General features: G+C 73.1%; 17 protein-coding genes. 5 read left to right on the forward strand and 12 right to left on the reverse strand.

Annotation, left to right across the window (positions count from 1 at the left end; all coding sequences use genetic code 11):
• Positions 1–15: 15 nt before the first annotated feature.
• Both ABZ312_RS21965 and ABZ312_RS21970 read right to left on the reverse strand, forming a co-directional pair.
• Positions 16–2037 (reverse strand): FAD-dependent oxidoreductase, encoded by a 2022-nt coding sequence (locus ABZ312_RS21965; RefSeq protein WP_500438541.1) that lies wholly within the window; start codon positions 2035–2037, stop codon positions 16–18.
• Between the two features lie 115 nt (positions 2038–2152).
• The gene (locus ABZ312_RS21970; protein WP_500324296.1) at positions 2153–2737 is read right to left on the reverse strand and encodes a TIGR03086 family metal-binding protein; all 585 of its coding nucleotides are present in this window, start codon (positions 2735–2737) and stop codon (positions 2153–2155) included.
• 75 nt (positions 2738–2812) lie between these two features.
• Between ABZ312_RS21970 and ABZ312_RS21975 the strand changes: the two genes are divergently transcribed.
• Complete coding sequence (locus ABZ312_RS21975) at positions 2813–3622, forward strand: DUF6597 domain-containing transcriptional factor (protein ID WP_500324297.1); 810 nt, start codon at positions 2813–2815, stop codon at positions 3620–3622.
• 369 nt (positions 3623–3991) lie between these two features.
• Here the strand turns inward: ABZ312_RS21975 and ABZ312_RS21980 are convergent, their stop codons facing one another.
• On the reverse strand, positions 3992–4447 hold the full coding sequence (locus ABZ312_RS21980) for a hypothetical protein (RefSeq protein WP_500324298.1): 456 nt from the start codon (positions 4445–4447) through the stop codon (positions 3992–3994).
• Positions 4448–4624: 177 nt separating this feature from the next.
• Between ABZ312_RS21980 and ABZ312_RS21985 the strand changes: the two genes are divergently transcribed.
• Positions 4625–4912 carry a hypothetical protein gene (locus ABZ312_RS21985; protein ID WP_500324299.1) on the forward strand — a complete coding sequence of 96 codons (288 nt, stop codon included), beginning with the start codon at positions 4625–4627 and terminating at the stop codon, positions 4910–4912.
• Positions 4913–4930: 18 nt separating this feature from the next.
• Here ABZ312_RS21985 and meaB read toward each other — a convergent pair whose 3' ends face one another.
• From meaB to ABZ312_RS22005, 4 genes are all read right to left on the reverse strand, one after another.
• Positions 4931–5914, reverse strand: a complete 984-nt coding sequence (gene meaB / locus ABZ312_RS21990) for a methylmalonyl Co-A mutase-associated GTPase MeaB (protein WP_500438543.1) — start codon at positions 5912–5914, stop codon at positions 4931–4933.
• Positions 5915–5918: 4 nt separating this feature from the next.
• A complete protein-coding gene (scpA, locus tag ABZ312_RS21995; protein WP_500438545.1) occupies positions 5919–8120 on the reverse strand; it encodes a methylmalonyl-CoA mutase in 2202 nt (733 codons plus the stop codon).
• Positions 8120–10012 carry a methylmalonyl-CoA mutase small subunit gene (gene mutA, locus ABZ312_RS22000; protein WP_500438547.1) on the reverse strand — a complete coding sequence of 631 codons (1893 nt, stop codon included), beginning with the start codon at positions 10010–10012 and terminating at the stop codon, positions 8120–8122. Before mutA ends, scpA begins: the two co-directional genes overlap by 1 nt.
• Positions 10013–10109: 97 nt before the next feature.
• A complete protein-coding gene (locus ABZ312_RS22005; RefSeq protein ID WP_500324303.1) occupies positions 10110–10892 on the reverse strand; it encodes a potassium channel family protein in 783 nt (260 codons plus the stop codon).
• A 196-nt stretch (positions 10893–11088) separates the two neighbouring features.
• Between ABZ312_RS22005 and ABZ312_RS22010 the strand changes: the two genes are divergently transcribed.
• Entirely contained in the window at positions 11089–13146 is a 2058-nt protein-coding gene (locus ABZ312_RS22010; protein ID WP_500359038.1) for a phosphocholine-specific phospholipase C, read from the forward strand.
• Between the two features lie 31 nt (positions 13147–13177).
• On the opposite strand, the gene ABZ312_RS22015 is transcribed toward ABZ312_RS22010, so the two are convergent.
• Both ABZ312_RS22015 and ABZ312_RS22020 read right to left on the reverse strand, forming a co-directional pair.
• Positions 13178–13555, reverse strand: a complete 378-nt coding sequence (locus tag ABZ312_RS22015; RefSeq protein WP_500324305.1) for a nuclear transport factor 2 family protein — start codon at positions 13553–13555, stop codon at positions 13178–13180.
• A 2-nt stretch (positions 13556–13557) separates the two neighbouring features.
• Entirely contained in the window at positions 13558–14019 is a 462-nt protein-coding gene (locus tag ABZ312_RS22020) for an Lrp/AsnC family transcriptional regulator (RefSeq protein WP_500324306.1), read from the reverse strand.
• A gap of 93 nt (positions 14020–14112) precedes the next feature.
• Between ABZ312_RS22020 and ABZ312_RS22025 the strand changes: the two genes are divergently transcribed.
• Positions 14113–14958, forward strand: a complete 846-nt coding sequence (locus tag ABZ312_RS22025; protein WP_500324307.1) for a TIGR03619 family F420-dependent LLM class oxidoreductase — start codon at positions 14113–14115, stop codon at positions 14956–14958.
• A gap of 2 nt (positions 14959–14960) precedes the next feature.
• Positions 14961–15395, forward strand: a complete 435-nt coding sequence (locus ABZ312_RS22030; protein WP_499510654.1) for a nucleoside deaminase — start codon at positions 14961–14963, stop codon at positions 15393–15395.
• A gap of 25 nt (positions 15396–15420) precedes the next feature.
• Here the strand turns inward: ABZ312_RS22030 and ABZ312_RS22035 are convergent, their stop codons facing one another.
• From ABZ312_RS22035 to ABZ312_RS22045, 3 genes are read right to left on the reverse strand one after another with little or no spacing between them, the layout of a single operon-like run.
• Positions 15421–16467 carry an ABC transporter permease gene (locus ABZ312_RS22035; RefSeq protein ID WP_500324308.1) on the reverse strand — a complete coding sequence of 349 codons (1047 nt, stop codon included), beginning with the start codon at positions 16465–16467 and terminating at the stop codon, positions 15421–15423.
• Positions 16468–16469: 2 nt separating this feature from the next.
• Entirely contained in the window at positions 16470–18041 is a 1572-nt protein-coding gene (locus ABZ312_RS22040) for a sugar ABC transporter ATP-binding protein (RefSeq protein ID WP_500438549.1), read from the reverse strand.
• A 34-nt stretch (positions 18042–18075) separates the two neighbouring features.
• Entirely contained in the window at positions 18076–19128 is a 1053-nt protein-coding gene (locus ABZ312_RS22045) for a sugar ABC transporter substrate-binding protein (protein ID WP_499510657.1), read from the reverse strand.
• Positions 19129–19204: the final 76 nt, after the last annotated feature.

Genomic DNA, 19204 nt, shown 5'->3' on the forward strand with positions numbered 1-19204 from the left:
ACGGACGGGCCGGGGTCACAGCGCCGCGGCCACTTCGGTGCCCTGGCGGATGGCGCGCTTGGCGTCCAGCTCGGCCGCGACGTCGGCGCCGCCGATGAGGTGCACGGAGTGCCCGGCCGCGCGCAGCGCCTCGTACAGGTCGCGGCGCGGCTCCTGACCGGCGCACAGGACGACGGTGTCGACCGGCACGGTCCGCCGCTCGCCGTCGACGGTGATGTGCAGGCCCTCGTCGTCGATGCGCTCGTAGACGGCGCCCGCGACCATGGTGACGCCGCGGTGCTTGAGCTCGGTGCGGTGGATCCAGCCGGTGGTCTTGCCCAGCCCCGCGCCGACCTTGGTGGTCTTGCGCTGCAGCAGGTGCACGGTGCGCGGCGGCCGCGGCCGCTCGGGCGCGCGCAGCCCGCCGGGCGCGCGGTAGTCGGTGTCGACCCCCCACTGGCGGAAGTACGTCTCCGGGTCCCGGCTCGCGCCCTCGCCGCCGTCGGTGAGGAACTCCGCGACGTCGAAGCCGATGCCGCCCGCGCCGACGACGGCGACCCGCTCGCCGACCGGGGCGCCGTCGCGCAGCACGTCGAGGTAGCTCAGCACGCTCGGGTGGTCGACGCCGGGGATCTCCGGGGTGCGCGGGGTGACGCCGGTGGCCAGGACGATCTCGTCGAAGCCCTGGTCCGCCAGGGACTCCGCCGTGACGTGGGTGCCCAGACGCAGCTGCACGTCCTCCTCGGCGAGCCGGGTGCGGAAGTACCGCAGCGTCTCGTCGAACTCCTCCTTGCCCGGCACCTTGCGGGCGATGTTGAGCTGTCCGCCGATCCGGTCGGCGGCGTCGAAGAGGGTGACGGCGTGGCCGCGTTCGGCCGCCGCGACGGCGCAGGCGAGCCCGGCGGGCCCGGCGCCGACGACGGCGACGTTCTTGCGCAGGCGGGTGGGGAGGAGGACGAGTTCGGTCTCGTGGCAGGCCCGGGGGTTGACCAGGCAGGAGGTGAGCTTGCCGCTGAAGGTGTGGTCCAGGCACGCCTGGTTGCAGCCGATGCACGTGTTGATGGCGTCCGCGCGGTCCTCGCGGGCCTTCGCGACGAAGTCCGGGTCGGCGAGCATCGGGCGGGCCATCGACACCATGTCGGCGGCGCCCTCGGCGAGCAACCGCTCCGCCACCTCGGGGGTGTTGATGCGGTTGCTGGTGACCAGCGGCACCGATACCGCGCCCATCAGCTTCTTCGTCACCCAGGTGTACGCGCCGCGCGGGACGGAGGTGGCGATGGTGGGGATGCGGGCCTCGTGCCAGCCGATGCCGGTGTTGATGATCGTCGCGCCGGCCGCCTCGATCTCCTTGGCGAGGGAGACGACCTCCTCCAGGGTGGACCCGCCGGGCACCAGGTCCAGCATGGACAACCGGTAGACGATGATGAAGTCGGGTCCGACCCGCTCACGGGTGCGGCGGACGATCTCCAGCGGGAAGCGGGTCCGGTTCTCGTAGGAGCCGCCCCAGCGGTCGTCGCGGTGGTTGGTGGCGGAGGCGATGAACTCGTTGATCAGGTAGCCCTCGGAGCCCATGATCTCGACGCCGTCGTACCCCGCCCGTTGCGCGAGCGCGGCCGCCCGCACGAAGTCCTCGACGGTCTCCTCGACCTCCTCGTCGGTGAGGGCGTGCGGGACGTAGGGGCTGATCGGTGCCTGCAGTGCGCTCGGGGCGACCAGGTCGGGGTGGTACGCGTACCGGCCGAAGTGCAGGATCTGCATCGCGATGCGGCCGCCCGCGCGGTGCACGGCGTCGGTGACGACGGCGTGCTGCGCCGCCTCGGCCTCGGTGGTCATCCGGGCCCCGCCCGGATAGGGACGGCCCCGGTCGTTGGGGGCGATGCCGCCGGTCACGATGAGGCCGACGCCGCCGCGGGCCCGGGCGGCGTAGAACGCGGCCATCCGCTCGAAGCCGCGCTCGGCCTCCTCAAGCCCGATGTGCATCGAGCCCATGAGCACCCGGTTCGGCAGGGTGGTGAAGCCGAGGTCGAGCGGGCTCAGCAGGTGCGGGTACGGGCTCATCGCGGGGTCTCCTCGGGCGGCGGCGCGCGGTGTCTTCGCGACTTTTGTAGACCACCCGAGGGCGATTATGCAACCAGTTGCAAAAGTGTTCCGCGCTACGCCGCACTGCGCGGCGCTATGCCGCCGGGCGGCTCCAGCGCGGATCGCGGCCCGTCCCCGCCAGCAGTGCCTCGAAGGCGGAGGCCCCGGCGGGCACCGGCGCGGGCTCGCCGAAGACCCCCATTTTCCGGGCGGTCGGCCCCATCGCGGCCACCAGTTCCTCCAGCGCCCGCAGCCCCTCGTCGTGCGGCGTGAACGGCAGCCCGGTGGCACGGGCGAGGTCCCAGGGGTGCACCGTCAGGTCGAGCAGGGCCATGGCACCGACGGTGCGCGCCGGCAGGTTCATCGACCCGGCCACGCCCTCGTCGGCGCCCGGCGCCGCCCAGGCCTCGACCAGCAACTCCGTCTCCTTCTCGAAGCGCGCCCGCCAGCCCTCGCCGTAAGCGCAGAGACGGTCCGGGGTGACCGAGAAGTCGGCCTCCCCACGGGCCGCGAGGGCCTGGAAGCCCACGACCACGTGGAAGAGGTGGTTGAGCAGGCTCCGCACGTCGTACTCGGCGCACGGCGTGGGCGCGTCCAGGGCCTCGTCGGGCAGCGCACGCACCAGGGGCAGGGCCCGGTCGCGGGCCGCGGCGAGCAGTTCACCGGTCCTCGTCGTCATGGGGCCGACGCTAGGGCGGGGCGGGCCCCGGCGGCTTGAAGAAATGCGACAGGGGCGCCCCGTAGGATCGCCGGTATGGCAGGTCCGGACAGCCCGCGCCACGACACCCGGGGCATCGTCGACGCCCCGGAACTCTTCGCCCGCGTCCGCTTCCGGCGCCGGGCGCCCGCGCCCGCACTGCGGCCGTACCTGGAGCACTACTGGCTGATCGACTGGGACCTCGCCGAGCCGTACGCCTCGCACGTCGTGCCGCATCCCTCGGTCAACATCGTCTTCCAGCGCCACGGCACCACCCCCGACTTCGGCGAGGTCGCGGGCATCGGGCTCGAGCTGTTCACGCAGAAGCTGGAGGCCACCGGACGCGTCTGCGGCATCCAGTTCCGGCCCGGCGGCTTCCGGCCGTTCGCACCCACGGTGCCGGTGTCGCACTGGACGGGCCGGCGCGTCCTCCTGGACGAGGCGCTGCCCGGCCACGAGGCCGCGCCGGGCGCGGTGCTCGGCCCGCAGGACGAGGACGCCCGCGTGGCCGCCCTCGACGCCTTCCTGCTGTCCCTCTCCCCTGCCCCCGACCCGCAGGCGGCCCTCGCGACGGCGCTGGCCGACCGCATCCGCCACGACCGGTCCATCCTGCGGGTCGAGGACTTCGCCCGCGCCGAGGGCATGACGGCCCGCTCGCTGCAGCGGCTGTTCGCGGCGTACGTCGGCGTCAGCCCGAAGTGGGTCATCCTCCGCTACCGCATCCACGAGGCCCTGGAGCGCGCCGAGTCCGAGGCGTCCGTCGACTGGGCCGCCCTCGCCGCGGAGCTCGGCTACAGCGACCAGGCCCATCTGGTGCGGGACTTCACTGCGACCGTGGGCGTGCCGCCGACCGCCTACGCGAGCTGACCGGCGCCCCACGGGCCTCGCACGACCGGCCCGGCCCGATTCCACCCGCGGGCCCAGCCGAGCCAGGCGTCTTCCTCCGCGAAGGGCCACCACCGCCGCGCCGAACACCGCCGCGCAGCGGCCCCGCAGGCGCAGCACCAGCTCAACCGCCCCGGGGCCCGGGACCAGCCCGACGGCACAGCTCCCCACGGGGCCACAGCGCAGCAGTCCGGCACCCGCCGCCACCCGTGCCCGGCACCCCGCGGGCACCGCACGACCGGCCCGGCCCCACCCCGGGGCTCCTGGCACGCCGGACGGCGCAACGCTCACCGGAGCGGGCCGGCGCTCCGGAGTGCACCCGCGCCGCTGCCTCCCGCCCGGCCCGCCCGGTCAGTCCCCGGCCTCGGGGCCCGCTCCCAGAACGGCCTGCAGCTCGGCGAAACGCCGGACCTGCGACGTGCCTGCGGCCAGCTCGCTGAGCGCGTACGCCGTGGTCTTGAAGCCGTCCCCGTGATGGAACTCCGCACCCCAGGCACCGAGCCGCACCCAAGCCACCTCGTCCAGCCCCAGGCGGTGGGTGCCCCACGGATTGACCGCCACGATCCCGGCCGGGCCGACCTCGAGCCGGACCCTGTGGACGAACCACCAGAAGAACAACGAGACGCCGACGGCGAATCCCGACGACAGCCCGGCCGACCGGGCCGTCGCCGCTTCCGGCGAGGAGATCCAGCCGGCCCAGCCGACGAGCGCCTTCACGCCCAGGACCGCCGGGAGCAGGAAGCCCGCCGCACGAGCCGCCCCGCCCACCCGCCACACCGCTACCGGAGCCCCACCCTGGTCATCCATACCCGCATGGTGGCCGCCTCCCCCGCCCCGGGGCGGCAGGGTTACCAACTCCTGACCCTCGCACATGCGTCGGAGGCGGCCACGACGGGGCATACCGACATCGAGTGCGCACAAGCGGCTCATCCCCCCACACGCACACAGGTCACGTCGCGTCACGCGGCAGAGGAGGCCTGCCCCATGACCGGTCCCATCACGCCCCGGCTCACCCCGATCCCCGTCGACGGCATGACGCCGTGCGGCCGTGTCGCGACCGGCGCGACGCAGCCGTGCGGGGAGCCCGCACGGTGGCACATCCAATGGCTCCCCGGGCACGGCTCGTTCGCGTGCCCGGGCCACATGGCGGAGGCGCGGCGGCTGTTCGCCTACGTCGACCGCCACCAGGTCGGCCCGGACTGCAACATGCCCGGTGCGCTGTGGTCGGCGGGGCGGTGCGCCGTGCCCCGGGACCAGGCCCGGGCGGCGTGAGCCCAAGGGTCTGCGGGCTCAGCCCGAGAAGGCGTCGAGGATGCGCGCGGCGGCCAGGGTGGGCGTCAGCGTGCCCTCCCGGACCTGCCGTTCGATCTCCGGGGTCAGCCTGCGCACCTCGGGGTGGCCCCGCAGGCGGCCCAGCAGTTCCTCGCGGACCATGCTCCAGGCCCACTCCATCTGCTGGTCGCGCCGCTTGGCGGCCAGCCGGCCCGTGGACTCCAGCAGCGTGCGGTGCTGCTCCAGCCGCTCCCACAGGGTGTCGAGGCCGGTGCCCTCGCGGGCGCTGCAGGTCAGCACGGGCGGGGTCCAGCCGGCGTCCACCGGGGTCATCATCCGCAGGGCGCCGGACAGTTCACGCGCGGCGGCGCGGGCGTCGCGCTCGTGCGGGCCGTCGGCCTTGTTGACGGTGATGACGTCGGCGAGTTCCAGCACGCCCTTCTTGATGCCCTGGAGCTGGTCACCGGTCCGGGCCAGCGTCAGCAGCAGGAAGGTGTCGACCATGCCCGCGACCGCGGTCTCGGACTGTCCGACACCCACGGTCTCCACGAGCACCACGTCGTAGCCGGCCGCCTCCACCACGACCATGGACTCCCGGGTCGCCTTGGCCACGCCGCCGAGCGTCCCGGCCGAGGGCGAGGGCCGCACGAAGGCCGAACGGTCCACCGCGAGCCGTTCCATCCGGGTCTTGTCGCCCAGGATGGAGCCGCCGGTCAGCGTGGACGACGGGTCGACGGCGAGCACCGCGACCCGGTGGCCGAGCCCGGTGAGCAGGGTGCCGAAGGCGTCGATGAAGGTGGACTTGCCCACCCCCGGCACCCCGCTGACGCCGATCCTGCGGGCCTTGCCCGCGTGCGGCAGCAGCTCGGTCAGGAGCCGCTGGGCGAGCTCCCGGTGGTCGGGCCGCGACGACTCCACCAGGGTGATGCCGCGGGCGATCCAGGCCCGGGAGCCGTCCAGCACGCCTTTGACGTACGCGTCCAGGTCGATGGGGGGAGGCATGGGCTCACAGTTCGTGGCCGAGCGCGGCGGCCAGCCGCGTGACCAGGTCGTACGCCGAGTCGGGGATGACGGTGCCGGGCGGGAAGACCGCGGCCGCGCCCATGCCGAGCAGTTCGGGGACGTCCTGCGGCGGGATGACGCCGCCGACCACGATCATGATGTCCTCCCGGCCCTCGGCCGCCAGTTCCTCGCGCAGCGCGGGCACCAGCGTGAGGTGGCCGGCCGCGAGCGAGGAGACACCGACGATGTGCACGTCGGCCTCCACCGCCTGCCGGGCGACCTCGGCTGGGGTCTGGAAGAGCGGCCCGACGTCCACCGTGAAGCCGAGGTCGGCGAAGGCGGTGGCGATCACCTTCTGCCCGCGGTCGTGACCGTCCTGGCCCATCTTGGCGACGAGGATGCGCGGACGGCGGCCCTCCGCCTCCTCGAAGCGGTCGACCAGCGCGCGGGTGCGGTCCACGGACGGCGACTCCCCTGCCTCGTTCCGGTACACACCCGAGATCGTACGGATCTGCCCGGCGTGCCGGCCGTACACCTTCTCCAGGGCGTCGGAGATCTCGCCCACGGTGGCCTTGGCGCGGGCCGCGTCCACCGCGAGCGCCAGCAGGTTGCCCTCCAGACCCTGACCCGCGCCGCGCTCGGCGGCGGTGGTCAGCGCGGCGAGCGCGTCCTGGCAGACGGCCTCGTCGCGCTCCTCGCGCAGCCGGCGCAGCTTGGCGATCTGCTGCGCGCGCACGGAGGAGTTGTCGACCTTGAGGACCTCGATCTTCTCGTCGCTGTCCACCCGGTACTTGTTGACGCCGATGACGGGCTGCCGGCCGGAGTCGATGCGCGCCTGGGTGCGGGCCGCGGCCTCCTCGACGCGCATCTTGGGGATGCCCGCGTCGATGGCCTGCGCCATACCGCCGGCGGCCTCGACCTCCTGGATGTGCTGCCACGCGCGCCGCGCCAGGTCGTACGTCAGCTTCTCCACGTACGCGGAGCCGCCCCAGGGGTCGATGACCCGGTTGGTGCCCGACTCCTGCTGCAGCAGCAGCTGGGTGTTGCGGGCGATGCGCGCGGAGAAGTCCGTGGGCAGCGCCAGCGCCTCGTCGAGGGCGTTGGTGTGCAGCGACTGGGTGTGGCCCTGGGTGGCGGCCATCGCCTCCACGCAGGTGCGCGTGACGTTGTTGAAGACGTCCTGCGCCGTCAGCGACCAGCCGGAGGTCTGCGAATGGGTGCGTAGCGAAAGGGACTTCACGTTCGCCGGCTCGAACTGCCTGACCAGCTTGGCCCACAGCAGTCGGGCCGCGCGCAGCTTGGCGACCTCCATGAAGAAGTTCATGCCGATCGCCCAGAAGAACGACAGCCGCGGCGCGAAGGCGTCGACGTCCAGGCCCGCGCCGAGCCCGGCGCGCAGGTACTCCACGCCGTCGGCGAGGGTGTAGGCGAGCTCCAGGTCGGCCGTGGCCCCGGCCTCCTGGATGTGGTAGCCGGAGATGGAGATCGAGTTGTAGCGCGGCATCTTCTGCGAGGTGTACGCGAAGATGTCGGAGATGATCCGCATCGAGGGCTTCGGCGGGTAGATGTAGGTGTTGCGGACCATGAACTCCTTGAGGATGTCGTTCTGGATGGTCCCCGCCAGCTTCTCGGGCGGTACGCCCTGCTCCTCCGCGGCCAGGATGTAGAGCGCCAGCACCGGCAGCACGGCGCCGTTCATCGTCATCGACACGGTCATCCGGTCCAGCGGAATGCCGTCGAAGAGCTGCCGCATGTCGTAGATCGAGTCGATGGCGACGCCCGCCATGCCGACGTCGCCGGTGACGCGCGGGTGGTCGCTGTCGTAGCCGCGGTGGGTGGGCAGGTCGAAGGCGACCGACAGGCCCTTCTGGCCGGCGGCGAGGTTGCGCCGGTAGAAGGCGTTGGACTCCTCGGCGGTGGAGAAGCCCGCGTACTGCCGGATCGTCCAGGGCTGGTTGACGTACATCGTCGGGTACGGGCCGCGCAGGTACGGCGCGATGCCCGGGTAGGTGCCCAGGAAGTCCAGGCCCTCCAGGTCGCGACCGGTGTAGAGCGGCTGGACGCCGATGCCCTCGGGCGTCTCCCACACCAGGTCCTCGGCGCCGCGGCCGGTGGTCTCCTTGACCGCGGCGCGCCACTGCTCCTCGGTGGCGCCGTTCCCGGCGCCCGGTCCCAGCTCGATCTCCGAGAAGTCCGGGATCCGCATCACGCCACTCCCATCCGGTCGAGTACGGAGGTCAGGACGGCGACCGCGTCGCCGCCCGCGAAGACGAAGCCGTCGACGCCGGCCGCCGTGTAGGCCTGTTCGTGCCCGCCCGGACGCCCGGCCAGGAACACCCGGCCCGCGCCCGCGGCCTTCAGCGCCGCGGCGACGTCCGCGGCACGCTCCTCGTACAGCGCGTCGCTGGAGCACAGGCACGCGATCTGCGCACCACTGCGGGCGAAGGCCTCGGCCACGGTCGCGGCGTCGACCGTCACCGGGTCGTGGACGGGCTCGACGCCGCCGGCCTGGAAGAGGTTGGCGGCGAAGGTGACGCGGCCGGTGTGCGCGGCGGCGGGACCGAGGGCGGCCAGGAAGACCTTCGGGCGGGACCCGGTCGCGGCCAGGTGGGCGTCCGAGCGGGCGCGCAGGTTCTCGTAGGCCTCGTCGCGGCGGACCTTCGGCAGCCCTCCGGAGGGCGCGGCCGGGGCCGGGTCGCGCTCGACGGGTGCCTCGGACAGCAACGGGAACTCGCTGACGCCGGTGATCGGTTCGCGGCGCTTCGCCAGCGCCTGGGCCCGCTTGGCCCAGGTCGCGGCCAGGCGGTCGGCGACCAGGCCGGAGGCGAGGGCGGCGGCCTGTCCGCCGGCGCGCTCCAGCTCCTGGAACCAGGCCCAGGCGGCCCCGGCGAGCTCGTCGGTGAGGCGCTCCACGTACCAGGAGCCGCCGGCGGGGTCGACGACCCGGGCCAGGTGGGACTCCTCCAGGAGGATGGTGGAGGTGTTGCGGGCGATGCGGCGCGCGAAGGCGTCGGGCAGGCCCAGCGCGTGGTCGAACGGCAGCACCGTGACCGAGTCCGCGCCGCCGACACCGGCGCCCAGCGTGGCGACGGTGGTGCGCAGCATGTTCACCCACGGGTCACGGCGGGTCATCATCACCGGCGAGGTGACGACGTGCTGGCGCTGCCCCGCCGCCGCGGTCGCGCCGCACACCTGCGCGACGCGGGCCCACAGCCGGCGCGCCGCGCGCAGCTTGGCGATCGTCAGGAACTGGTCGGCGGTGGCGGCGTAGCGGAACTCCAGCTGACCGCAGGCCGCGTCGACCGGCAGTCCGGCCTCGGTGAGCGCCCGCAGGTAGGCCACACCGGTGGCCAGGGAGGCGCCGAGTTCCTCGGCGGCCGAGCCGCCCGCCTCGTGGTACGGCAGGGCGTCCACGGTCAGCGCGCGCAGCCCCGGGTACTGCTCGTGGGCCCGGCGGGCCAGCCCCGCGGCGGCGGCGGTGTGCGCGGCGAGCGCGTCGGCGTCACCGGTGCGGGCGACGTGGCCGAGGGGGTCGGCGCCGAGGTTGCCGCGCGCGGCCCGACGGGCCACGCCGCGTTCGTCGTACAGCGCGAGCAGCGCCTGCCCGGCGGCCTCGAAGTCCGCACCCGCCTCGAGCACGACCGGGGCGAGGTCGAGGTAGACGCCGTCCAGGGCCGCGCCGAGCGCGGACACCGGGAGCCCGGCGTCGCCGAGCACGAGCCAGAGGGAGGTGACGCCGTTCTCCAGGTCGGCGAGCACCGCCTCGTTCGCGCGGGCCGCGTCGGGCCGGGCGTGGCGCTGGCGCACGTCCCAGCCGCCGAGGACGCCGCCCGCCGGGGCGCCGCCCCGGGTGAAGGGCGCGAAGCCGGGGAGGCCGACGCGGTCGCCGAAGGCGTCGGGCGCGTCGGGCGCGGTGTACAGCGGGCGCGTGGTCAGCCCGTCTTCGAGGGTGGTGGACAGAGCGTCCTCCGCCGCCTGACCCGAGACGTCCTTGCCCGCCTTGCGCAGGACGCCCTCTACGAGGCGCCGCCACTGCTCGTGGGTCGCATCCGGGAATTCGGCGGCCAGAGAAAGCCCGTCATCAGGCAGGACCGTCATGCTCAGAGGTTAGTGCCCGTGAGCAGGTGAGCAGCAGGGGGCACACCTGTGACCTAGCCCATTCCCGTGCGCCCTTGATCCGTTCGGACGCGATGCCCTATTCGACGCCCTGTTCGACCGCGCTGTTCGCGAGGTGCCCGGACGCCCCGGCGCGGGCGGCGGCCGTGGCCTGCGTGAGGTCGGCCACCTGGCGGCGCAGCTCACGGACCTCCCGCAGCAGCTCCTCCGTGACCTCCTGGACCCGCCGGTTCTCCTCCTCGTCCTCCTGGAAGCGGGCCAGGAACCAGGCGGCGATGTTGGCGGTGACCACACCGAGCAGGGCGATGCCCGAGAGCATCAGCCCGACGGCGATCAGCCGGCCGACGCCGGTGGTGGGGGCGTGGTCCCCGTAGCCCACGGTCGTCATCGTGGTGAAGGACCACCACAGGGCGTCGCCGATGGTGCGGATGTTGCCGTGCGGGGAGTTGCGCTCGACCTCGAGGACGGCGACCGATCCGAACGCCAGCAGCCCGAGCACGGCACCGACGACGTACGTCGTCAGGCGCACCTGAGCCGCCATCCGCACCCGCTGGCCGACCAGGAAGAGCGCGGAGACCAGCCGCAGCAGGCGCAGCGGCTGGAGCAGCGGGAGGACGACCACCGCCAGGCTGAGCGGCTGGCGCTTGACGAACTCCCAGCGACGCTCGCTCAGCCCCAGCCGGACCACGTAGTCGGCGGCGAACAGGGCCCAGACCGTGCGCTCCGTCCAGTGCGCGGTGGTGATGAGCGAGGGGTCGGCGGCCGGCACCAGGATCGGCAGGGCGTAGGCGGCGCCGAACACCACGGCCAGGGCGAGCAGCGGCGCCCTGGTCTGCTGCTCCCAGCGTTCGAGACGGTTCATGGGCTCAGTGTGCACGCTCTCCCCGCACGCCCTCAGCGGCACGGCAGGCCAGGTCACGGCGCCGCCGACCGTGGCCCGGTTGGGGCAGGTTTCCCGAACGGTTCGCGTACTGGCCCCCACTTGTTCGGACAAGTTGAGGAAGCTGACGGCTCCACACATCGACGGCCCATCGCATCTTCCGGGAGACAGGCCCTTCATGAACGCCCTTGACCGCAGAAGGTTCATGCAACTGGCGGGCGGTACGGCCGCCCTGACCGCGCTGTCCACCAGCATCGCCCGCGCGGCGGAGATACCCGCGCACAGGACCACCGGTTCCCTCAAGGACGTCGAGCACATCGTGGTCCTGATGCAGGAGAACCGCTCCTTCGACCACTACCTCGGCACCTTGCGCGGCGTCAGGGGGTTCGGGGACCCGCACCCCGTGACGCTGCCGAGCGGCAAGCCGGTCTGGCACCAGTCGGACGGCACGAAGGAGGTGCTGCCCTTCCACCCGGACGCCGACGACCTCGGTCTGGCCTTCCTTGAGGACCTGCCGCACGGGTGGAAGGACACCCAGGCCGCCTTCAACAAGGGCCGGTACGACCAGTGGATCCCGGCCAAGTCCGCCACGACGATGGCGCACCTGACCCGTGAGGACATCCCGTTCCACCACGCGCTCGCCGACGCCTTCACCATCTGCGACGCCTACCACTGCTCCTTCATGGGATCCACCGACCCCAACCGCTACTACCTGTGGACGGGCCACACCGGCAACGACGGCAAGGGCGGCGGCCCGGTCCTCGGCAACGACGAACTGGGCTACTCCTGGACGACCTATCCCGAGCGGCTGGAGAAGGCCGGGGTCTCCTGGAAGATCTACCAGGACGTCGGCGACGGCCTGGACGCCGCCGGCGGCTGGGGCTGGATCGAGGACGCCTACCGCGGCAACTACGGCGACAACTCGCTGCTGTACTTCGACCAGTACCGCAACGCCAAGCCCGGCGACCCGCTGTACGACAAGGCCCGCACCGGCACCGACGCCCGCAAGGGCGAGGGCTTCTTCGACCTCCTGCGCGCCGACGTCAAGGCAGGGAAGCTGCCGGAGGTCTCCTGGGTCGTGGCCCCCGAGGCCTTCACCGAGCACCCCAACTGGCCCGCCAACTACGGCGCCTGGTACATCTCGCAGGTCCTCGACGCGCTCACCTCCGACCCGGAGGTGTGGAGCAGGACCGCGCTGTTCATCACCTACGACGAGAACGACGGGTTCTTCGACCACGTCGTGCCGCCGTTCCCGGCCGGCTCGTCCGCACAGGGCGCGTCCACCGTCGACGTCACCCGCGACGTGTACGCCGGCGACAGCGGGCACCCGGCGGGTCCGTACGGGCTGGGTCAGCGCGTCCCGATGTTCGTCGTCTCCCCCTGGAGCAAGGGCGGCTACGTCTGCTCGCAGACCTTCGACCACACCTCCATCATCCGGTTCATGGAGCGCCGCTTCGGCGTGACCGAGCCCAACATCTCCCCCTGGCGCCGCGCCGTCTGCGGCGATCTGACGACGGCCTTCGACTTCCGGCACAAGGACAGCCGCACCCCGCGGCTGCCCGACACCGACGGCTACCTCCCGCCGGACGGCGACCGTCACCCCGACTACTCCCCGGTCCCTCCCGCGAAGGGCTCGCTGCCCCGTCAGGAGCGCGGTCTGCGCCCCGCACGGCCCGTCCCGTACGACCTCGCCGCCGACGGCGCGGTCAGCGCCGCGGGCTCGCTGCGGATCGAGTTCGCCTCCCACGGCGAGGCCGGCGCCGGTTTCCTGGTCACCTCCACGACGGACGCCTCCGGTCCGTGGACGTACACCGTCGGGTCGGGGCACTCGCTCACCGGCGCCTGGAACGTCGCCGCGGGCGCCCACGGCGACTACGACCTCACCGTGCACGGCCCCAACGGCTTCCTGCGCCGGTTCGCCGGCCGGGCCGCGGCGGCGGGTGCCGAGGTCGGCGCCCGCCACGACGGCGGGAGCGGCGCCGTGCGCCTGGTCCTGACCAACCAGGGCCACTCGACGGTCACACTCACGGTCAAGGACGGCTACGGCGAGCACAAGCCGGCGTCCCACCGGCTGCGTCCGGGCGCCCGTGTCGTGCACGTGGCCGAGACGCACCGCAGCCACGGCTGGTACGACCTGTCGGTGACCTCCGACCACGACGGCACCTTCCGGCGCCGGCTGGCCGGCCACGTCGAGACGGGCCGGGAGAGCACCAGCGACCCGGCGATCGGCGGCTGACCGTCCCGCACGGTACGAGGGCGCGCGCCCGCTACATCGGCTCGACGTAGCGGGCGCGCCACTCCGGGCGGGGGTCGGCGCCCGGGCTCGTCCAGTACTCCCGTCCGGCGACGATCCGCCCGTCGCGGACGGTCCAGAACGACGCCGCGTGGAAGAGCCCGAGGTCCACGTGCGGCACCTCGACCTCCGAGACGGCCTGGTCGCCGTCGCCCACGACCCGCAGGACGCGGATCGACCAGCCTTCCGGGTACTCGCTGTTGACGGCGAGGAAGTTGGCCCTGCCGACGATGCGCTCGCCGCTCACGGGCCACTCCACCACGGCGTCCTCGGCGATCAGTTCACCGGCACCGGCCCAGTCGCGCGCCTGGATCCGCTGCCACAGCTCTTCGACGACCTTCGCAGACTCCACGCTCACAGCATGCCCGAAGGAGCGCCGCCGGGACCCCGGTACGGCAGGGTCTGCCGATAGACGACGCTGGTCGTCGCGCTCCCGAACTGCGCCAGCTCGTCCATGACTTCCTCCAGGTGGCCCATGGACGCGGCGGCGACCTTCAGCACGTAGCACTCCTCCCCGGTGGTGCGCAGGCACTCCAGGATCTCCGCACGCTCCGCGAGCAGCCGGTGCAGGGGCTCGTGCCGGCTGCCGGGGTACTTCAGGCGGACGACCGCGAGGACCGGGTAGCCGGCCTTGCCGAGGTCGACCTCCGCGCGGTAGCCCGTGATGACGCCCAGGCTCTCCAGCCGGCGGACCCGCTCGGTGGTCGCGGAGGCGCTGAGGCTCACCCGGCGGGCCAGTTCGGTGAAGGGCACCCGGCCGTCGCGCTGCAGCTCGGTGAGGATCGTCCAGTCGGTCGCGTCGAGATTCTCGGCCATGCGGCGAAGATACCGGCGGATCCACGGCCGGGCGTCGCCCACACCGCGAGGAATGCCTTCCAGGCGGGACCTCCGGCTGGATAGCCTGACGGAGTGCGAATCGGTGTGAACGTCCCCAATTTCGGGCCCGGAACCGACCCCGGCGTGCTGCGCGACTGGGCGCGGACGGTGGAGGGTCTCGGCTTCGACCTGCTGATGGTCTCCGACCACGTCGTGGTGACGCCGGACGTGGCGGAGCAGTACCCGGCACCCTTCTACGAGCCCTTCACCACCCTGTCCTGGCTCGCGGGCGTCACCGACAAGATCCGGCTGGGGACGACGGTGCTGATCCTGCCGTACCGGCATCCGCTGCTGACCGCCCGGATGGCCGCGAACCTCAACGCGCTCAGCGGCGGGCGGCTGGTGCTCGGCGTGGGCGTCGGCTGGGCGCGGCAGGAGTTCGCGGCGCTCGGCGTCCCCCACGAGCGGCGCGGCGCGCTGACGGACGAGTACCTGGCGGCACTGCGCGAGGCCTGGAAGGACGAGGCGGACTACGCCGGCGGCCCCGTGCCGCTCTGGATCGGGGGCAACAGCACGGCGGGACGACGGCGGGCGGTCCGCGTCGGCGACGCGTGGCATCCGCTGCGGTTCAACCTGCCCTGGCTGCGCGAGGCCGTCGGCGACCTCGCCTCTCAGGCCCGCGAGCAGGGACGGCCCGTACCCGCACTCGCGCCGCGCATCGCGCTGCGGCTCACGCCGGGACCGGTGACCGGGCCGGACCGGCTCGCCGGCGAGGGCACCCTCGACCAGATCACCGCCGACCTCGACGGACTGCGGGCGCTCGGCGCGGACACCGTCGTCCTGGACCCCTTCAACGGCGACCCCCACGAGATCCTGCGCCCGCAGACGGCGTGGCAGGCGCTCGCGGCCGTCGCCGCCCACCGCTCACGAACGGAGTGACGATGACCGACGAGATGACGACCCGGCTGCTGCGCCGGGCGGTCGAACTGGCCGCGGAGGCCCGTGCGTCCGGCAACCCGCCCTTCGGCTCGCTGCTGGCGGGGCCGGACGGCGCCGTGCTCGCCGAGGACCGCAACAGCAGCCTGAGCGACGACGACATCACCGCCCACCCCGAGCTGAAGCTGGCGCGGTGGGCGGCCCGGGAGCTCGATCCGGCCACCGCGGCCGCCACCACCCTGTACACCAGCTGCCAGCCCTGCGGGATGTGCGCGGGCGCCATCGAGCGCTCGGGCCTGGGCCGGGTCGTCTACGCCCTGTCCACCGACCAGCTCACCGGGCTCAAGTCGCCCGCCGCCAAGGCCGGTTTCCCGCACGTGCCGCAGGACGGCCCGGCCCTGTACGACGAGGCCCGGGTCCCGGTCGAGGGCTACTACTGATCCCGCCGGCCCCCGCCCCGCGGCCTCACTCCTGCTTCTCGCCCGAGGCGAAGCGGGAGATGATCAGGGCGACGATGATGATGGCCCCGTTGAGGAACTGGTTCCACAGCGGGGGCACGCCCGCCAGGGTCATCACGTTCACGACCAGCTGCAGGGTGAGGACACCGGTCAGCGCCCCGAAGAGCGTGCCGCGGCCGCCGTTGAGGCTGACCCCGCCGATGACGGTCGCGGCGAAGACCTGGAAGATCCAGCCGCTGCCCTGGTCAGCGGAGATCGAGCCGTAGTGCCCGCTGTAGAGCACGCCCGCGAAGGCCGCGAGCACGCCGCCCACGATGAGCACCACCCAGGTGATCCGGTCCACCCGGATGCCCGCGGTGCGCGCGGCCTCGGGGTTGCCGCCGATCGCGTACAGCGCCCGGCCGTGCCGCAGCCAGGCGAGCGCGCAGCCGCCGACCGCGAAGAGCAGGGCGCAGACCCAGATCGCGGCGGGCACCCCGGCCCAGGAGGCGTGGCCGAGGTAGGTGAAGGAACCGGGGAGCTCCACGATGGAACGGCCCTCGGAGATGGCGATCTGCAGCCCGCGCAGCATGGTGAGCGCGCCGAGGGTGACGATGAAGCCGTTCAGCCGCAGCTTGAGGATGAAGAAGCCGTTGACGGCACCGATGACCGCGCCGACCAGCAGGCACACCGGTATCGCCGTCCAGACCGGCAGCAGTTCCAGTCCGTTGAAGCGGCCGCCCGCCGAGGGCAGGACGAGCCAGACGGCGATGACCGGCGCGACGCCGATGGTGGACTCCAGCGACAGGTCCATCCGGCCCGCGATGAGGATCAGCGCCTGGGCCAGCACGAGCAGGCTGAGCTCGGTGGACTGCTGGGCGACCCCGATGAGGTTGTCGGAGGTGAGGAACGCCGGCGAGACGATGAAGCCGATGACGCCCAGCACCAGGATGGCGGGGACGAGGGACAGTTCGCGGAAGCGGGCGAGCCCGCCCGGTACGCGGCGCGGCGTCCCGGCCGCGGCCGCCTCGGCGGTGGGCGCCGGCGGCTCGGTGACGTCAGTGGTGGTGGACATGGCTACCCTTCCTCTTCCTCTCCCTGCTCGGTGTCCCGCTCCTGCGCGGGACGTGCGGCCACGCCCTCCATGGCGGCGACCAGTTCCTCGTCACGCCAGCCCCGGCCGAACTCCGCGACCACCCGGCCGTGGAACATCGCCACGATCCGGTCGCACGCCCTGAGGTCGTCCAGCTCGTCGGAGACGACCAGCGCGGCCCGGCCGTCGTCGGCGACCTTGCGGATCCTGCCCAGCAGGAACTCCTTGGACCGCACGTCCACCCCGTTGGTGGGCCGTACCGCGACCAGCACATGGGGGTCGGTGGCCAGGGCGCGGGCGACCACGACCTTCTGCTGGTTGCCGCCGGAGAGCGCGGAGACGGAGGTCGCCGCGCCCGGCGTCCTGATGTCCAGGTCCTTGATCATGCGCTCGGCGAACTCGCGGGTCCGCGAGGGCAGTACGGTGCCGAACGGCCCGAGCTGGTCCGTGACCGTGAGGGTGGCGTTCTCGGCCACGCTGCGCGTGCCGACCAGGCCCTGGTGGTGGCGGTCCTCGGGGACCAGGCCCACCCCCGCGGCCAGGGCGGCGGGGACGCCGGAGCCGCGCACCTCCCGGCCCGCGACGGTGATCCGCCCGGCGTCGGCGCGGTGCAGTCCGGCGAGGGTCTCCCCCAGCCGGACGTTTCCGCTGGCGGTGGCCCCGGCGAGGCCGACGACCTCGCCGGCGCGGACCTCCAGGCGGACGTCCGCGTAGGCGCCGCGCAGGGTCAGGCCGGTCACGTCCAGCAGCGGCGCGCCGCCGGTGTCCGCCGCCCGGCCGCCCGCCGGGGCGCCGGCCGCGGGCGCGGCGGCCCTCTCCCCGGTCATCGCCTCGACCAGGGCGTCGTGGTCCAGTTCGGCCACCGGGGCGGTGACGATGTGCCGGGCGTCCCGGTAGACGGTGACGGTGGTGCAGAGGTCGTAGACCTCCTGCAGGTGGTGCGAGATGAAGAGGAAGGCCACGCCCTGCCGTTGCAGGTCGCGGAGCTTGTCGAAGAGCCGGGTGATACCGCGGGCGTCGAGCCGGGCGGTGGGCTCGTCGAGGATGATGAAGCGGGCGCCGAAGGACAGGGCGCGTGCGATCTCCACGAACTGCCGCTGCTCGACCGTGAGGTCGCGGGCGCGTGCGGCGGGGTCGATGTCGACCTCGTACTCGCCGAGCAGTTCGGCCGCCCGGCGGCGCAGTGCCGTCCACCGGATGGGGCGCAGCGCGCCGGGGCTCTGCCGGTTGAGGAAGAGGTTCTCGGCCACGGAGAGGTCGCCGATGACGGTGGAGCGCTGGTAGACGCAGGCGACCCTGGAGCGCCAGGCGTCGGTGTCGCCGAAGGAGGGCGCCGGTTCGCCCGAGAAGCGCAGGGTGCCGTCGTCGGGCTGCTGGAGGCCGGTGAGGATGCCGACGAGGGTGGACTTGCCGGCGCCGTTGCGGCCCACGAGGGCGTGCGACTCGCCCGGGGCGACCGAGATGCCCGCGTCGCGCAGCGCCACGGTGGCGCCGAACCGCTTGCTGATCCCGGTCGCCTCGGCCACGGCCGGCGGCGCGGTGGCGGGGTCCGCCATGGTGGTCTTCCGTTCTTCGGGTGCGGACGGACGGTCAGCCGATGTTGTTGCCCCACAGGGCCTTGTCGTCGACGTTTTCCTTGGTCACCAGCGGCGCGGGGAGCTGGTCCTCCAGGCCGTTGGGGATGCTGATGATCGTCGAGTCGTGGTCGGTGGGGCCCGCCTTGAAGGTCTTCCCCTCCGCGGCGGCCTTGGCGTAGTACAGCGCGTACTTGGCGTAGAGGTCGGCGGGCTGGGAGACGGTGGCGTCGATCTCGCCCTTGCGGATGGCGTCCAGCTCCTGCGGGATGCCGTCGTTGGAGACGATGCTGATGTGGCCCTTCTGCCCGGCCGGCTTGAGCAGGCCCTTCTGCTTGAGCAGGGCCAGCGTCGGCTGCAGGAAGACACCGCCCGCCTGCATGTAGATGCCGTTCAGGTCGGGGTGCTGGGCGAGCAGGCTCTGCAGCTTGGCGGAGGCGACGTCGCCCTTCCAGTCGGTGGGCAGCTCGAAGACCGTGATGCCGGGGAACTTCTCCTTCATGCACGCCGCGAACGCCTCGGAGCGGTCGCGGCCGTTGATGGAGTCCAGGGCGCCCTGGAACTCGGCCACCTTGCCCTTGCCGCCCAGTTGCTCGCCCAGGAACTCGCAGGCCTTGGTGCCGTACGCCTTGTTGTCGGCGCGGACGACCATGTAGACGTCGCCCTTGTCGGGGCGGGTGTCCACGCTGACCACGGGGATCTTCTTGCCGGCGAGGGTGTCGAGGGTGGAGGCGATGGCGCCGGTGTCCTGCGGCGCCATCACGACGGCCTTGGCCCCGGTGTTCTGGAAGACCTGGACGTTGGCGACGAGCTTGGTGATGTCGTTCTGCGAGTTGCTCCGCGGCAGCGCGTTCAGGCCGTCGTCCTCGATGCCCTTCTCGACGTACTGCGCGTAGGAGTTCCAGAAGTCGGAGTCCGAGCGCGGCAGGTCGATGCCGATGGCGGGCTTGTCGTCGCCGGAGCCGGCGGCGGTGCCGGTGCTGCCGCGGTTGCAGGCGGTGGCGAGCGCGGCCGTGACGAGAACGGCCGCGGCGATCGCGGCGGTGGAGCGCGTGCGGGCGGGCTTCATGCCGTGTTCTCCCTGTCCGGGTAAGCCGGGGCGATTCATCCGAGGTATCCCGGACGAAAGGAAGGTAAGTCCGTCC

This window comes from Streptomyces sp. NPDC006207, from assembly GCF_040613835.1.
GTDB lineage: Bacteria > Actinomycetota > Actinomycetes > Streptomycetales > Streptomycetaceae > Actinacidiphila.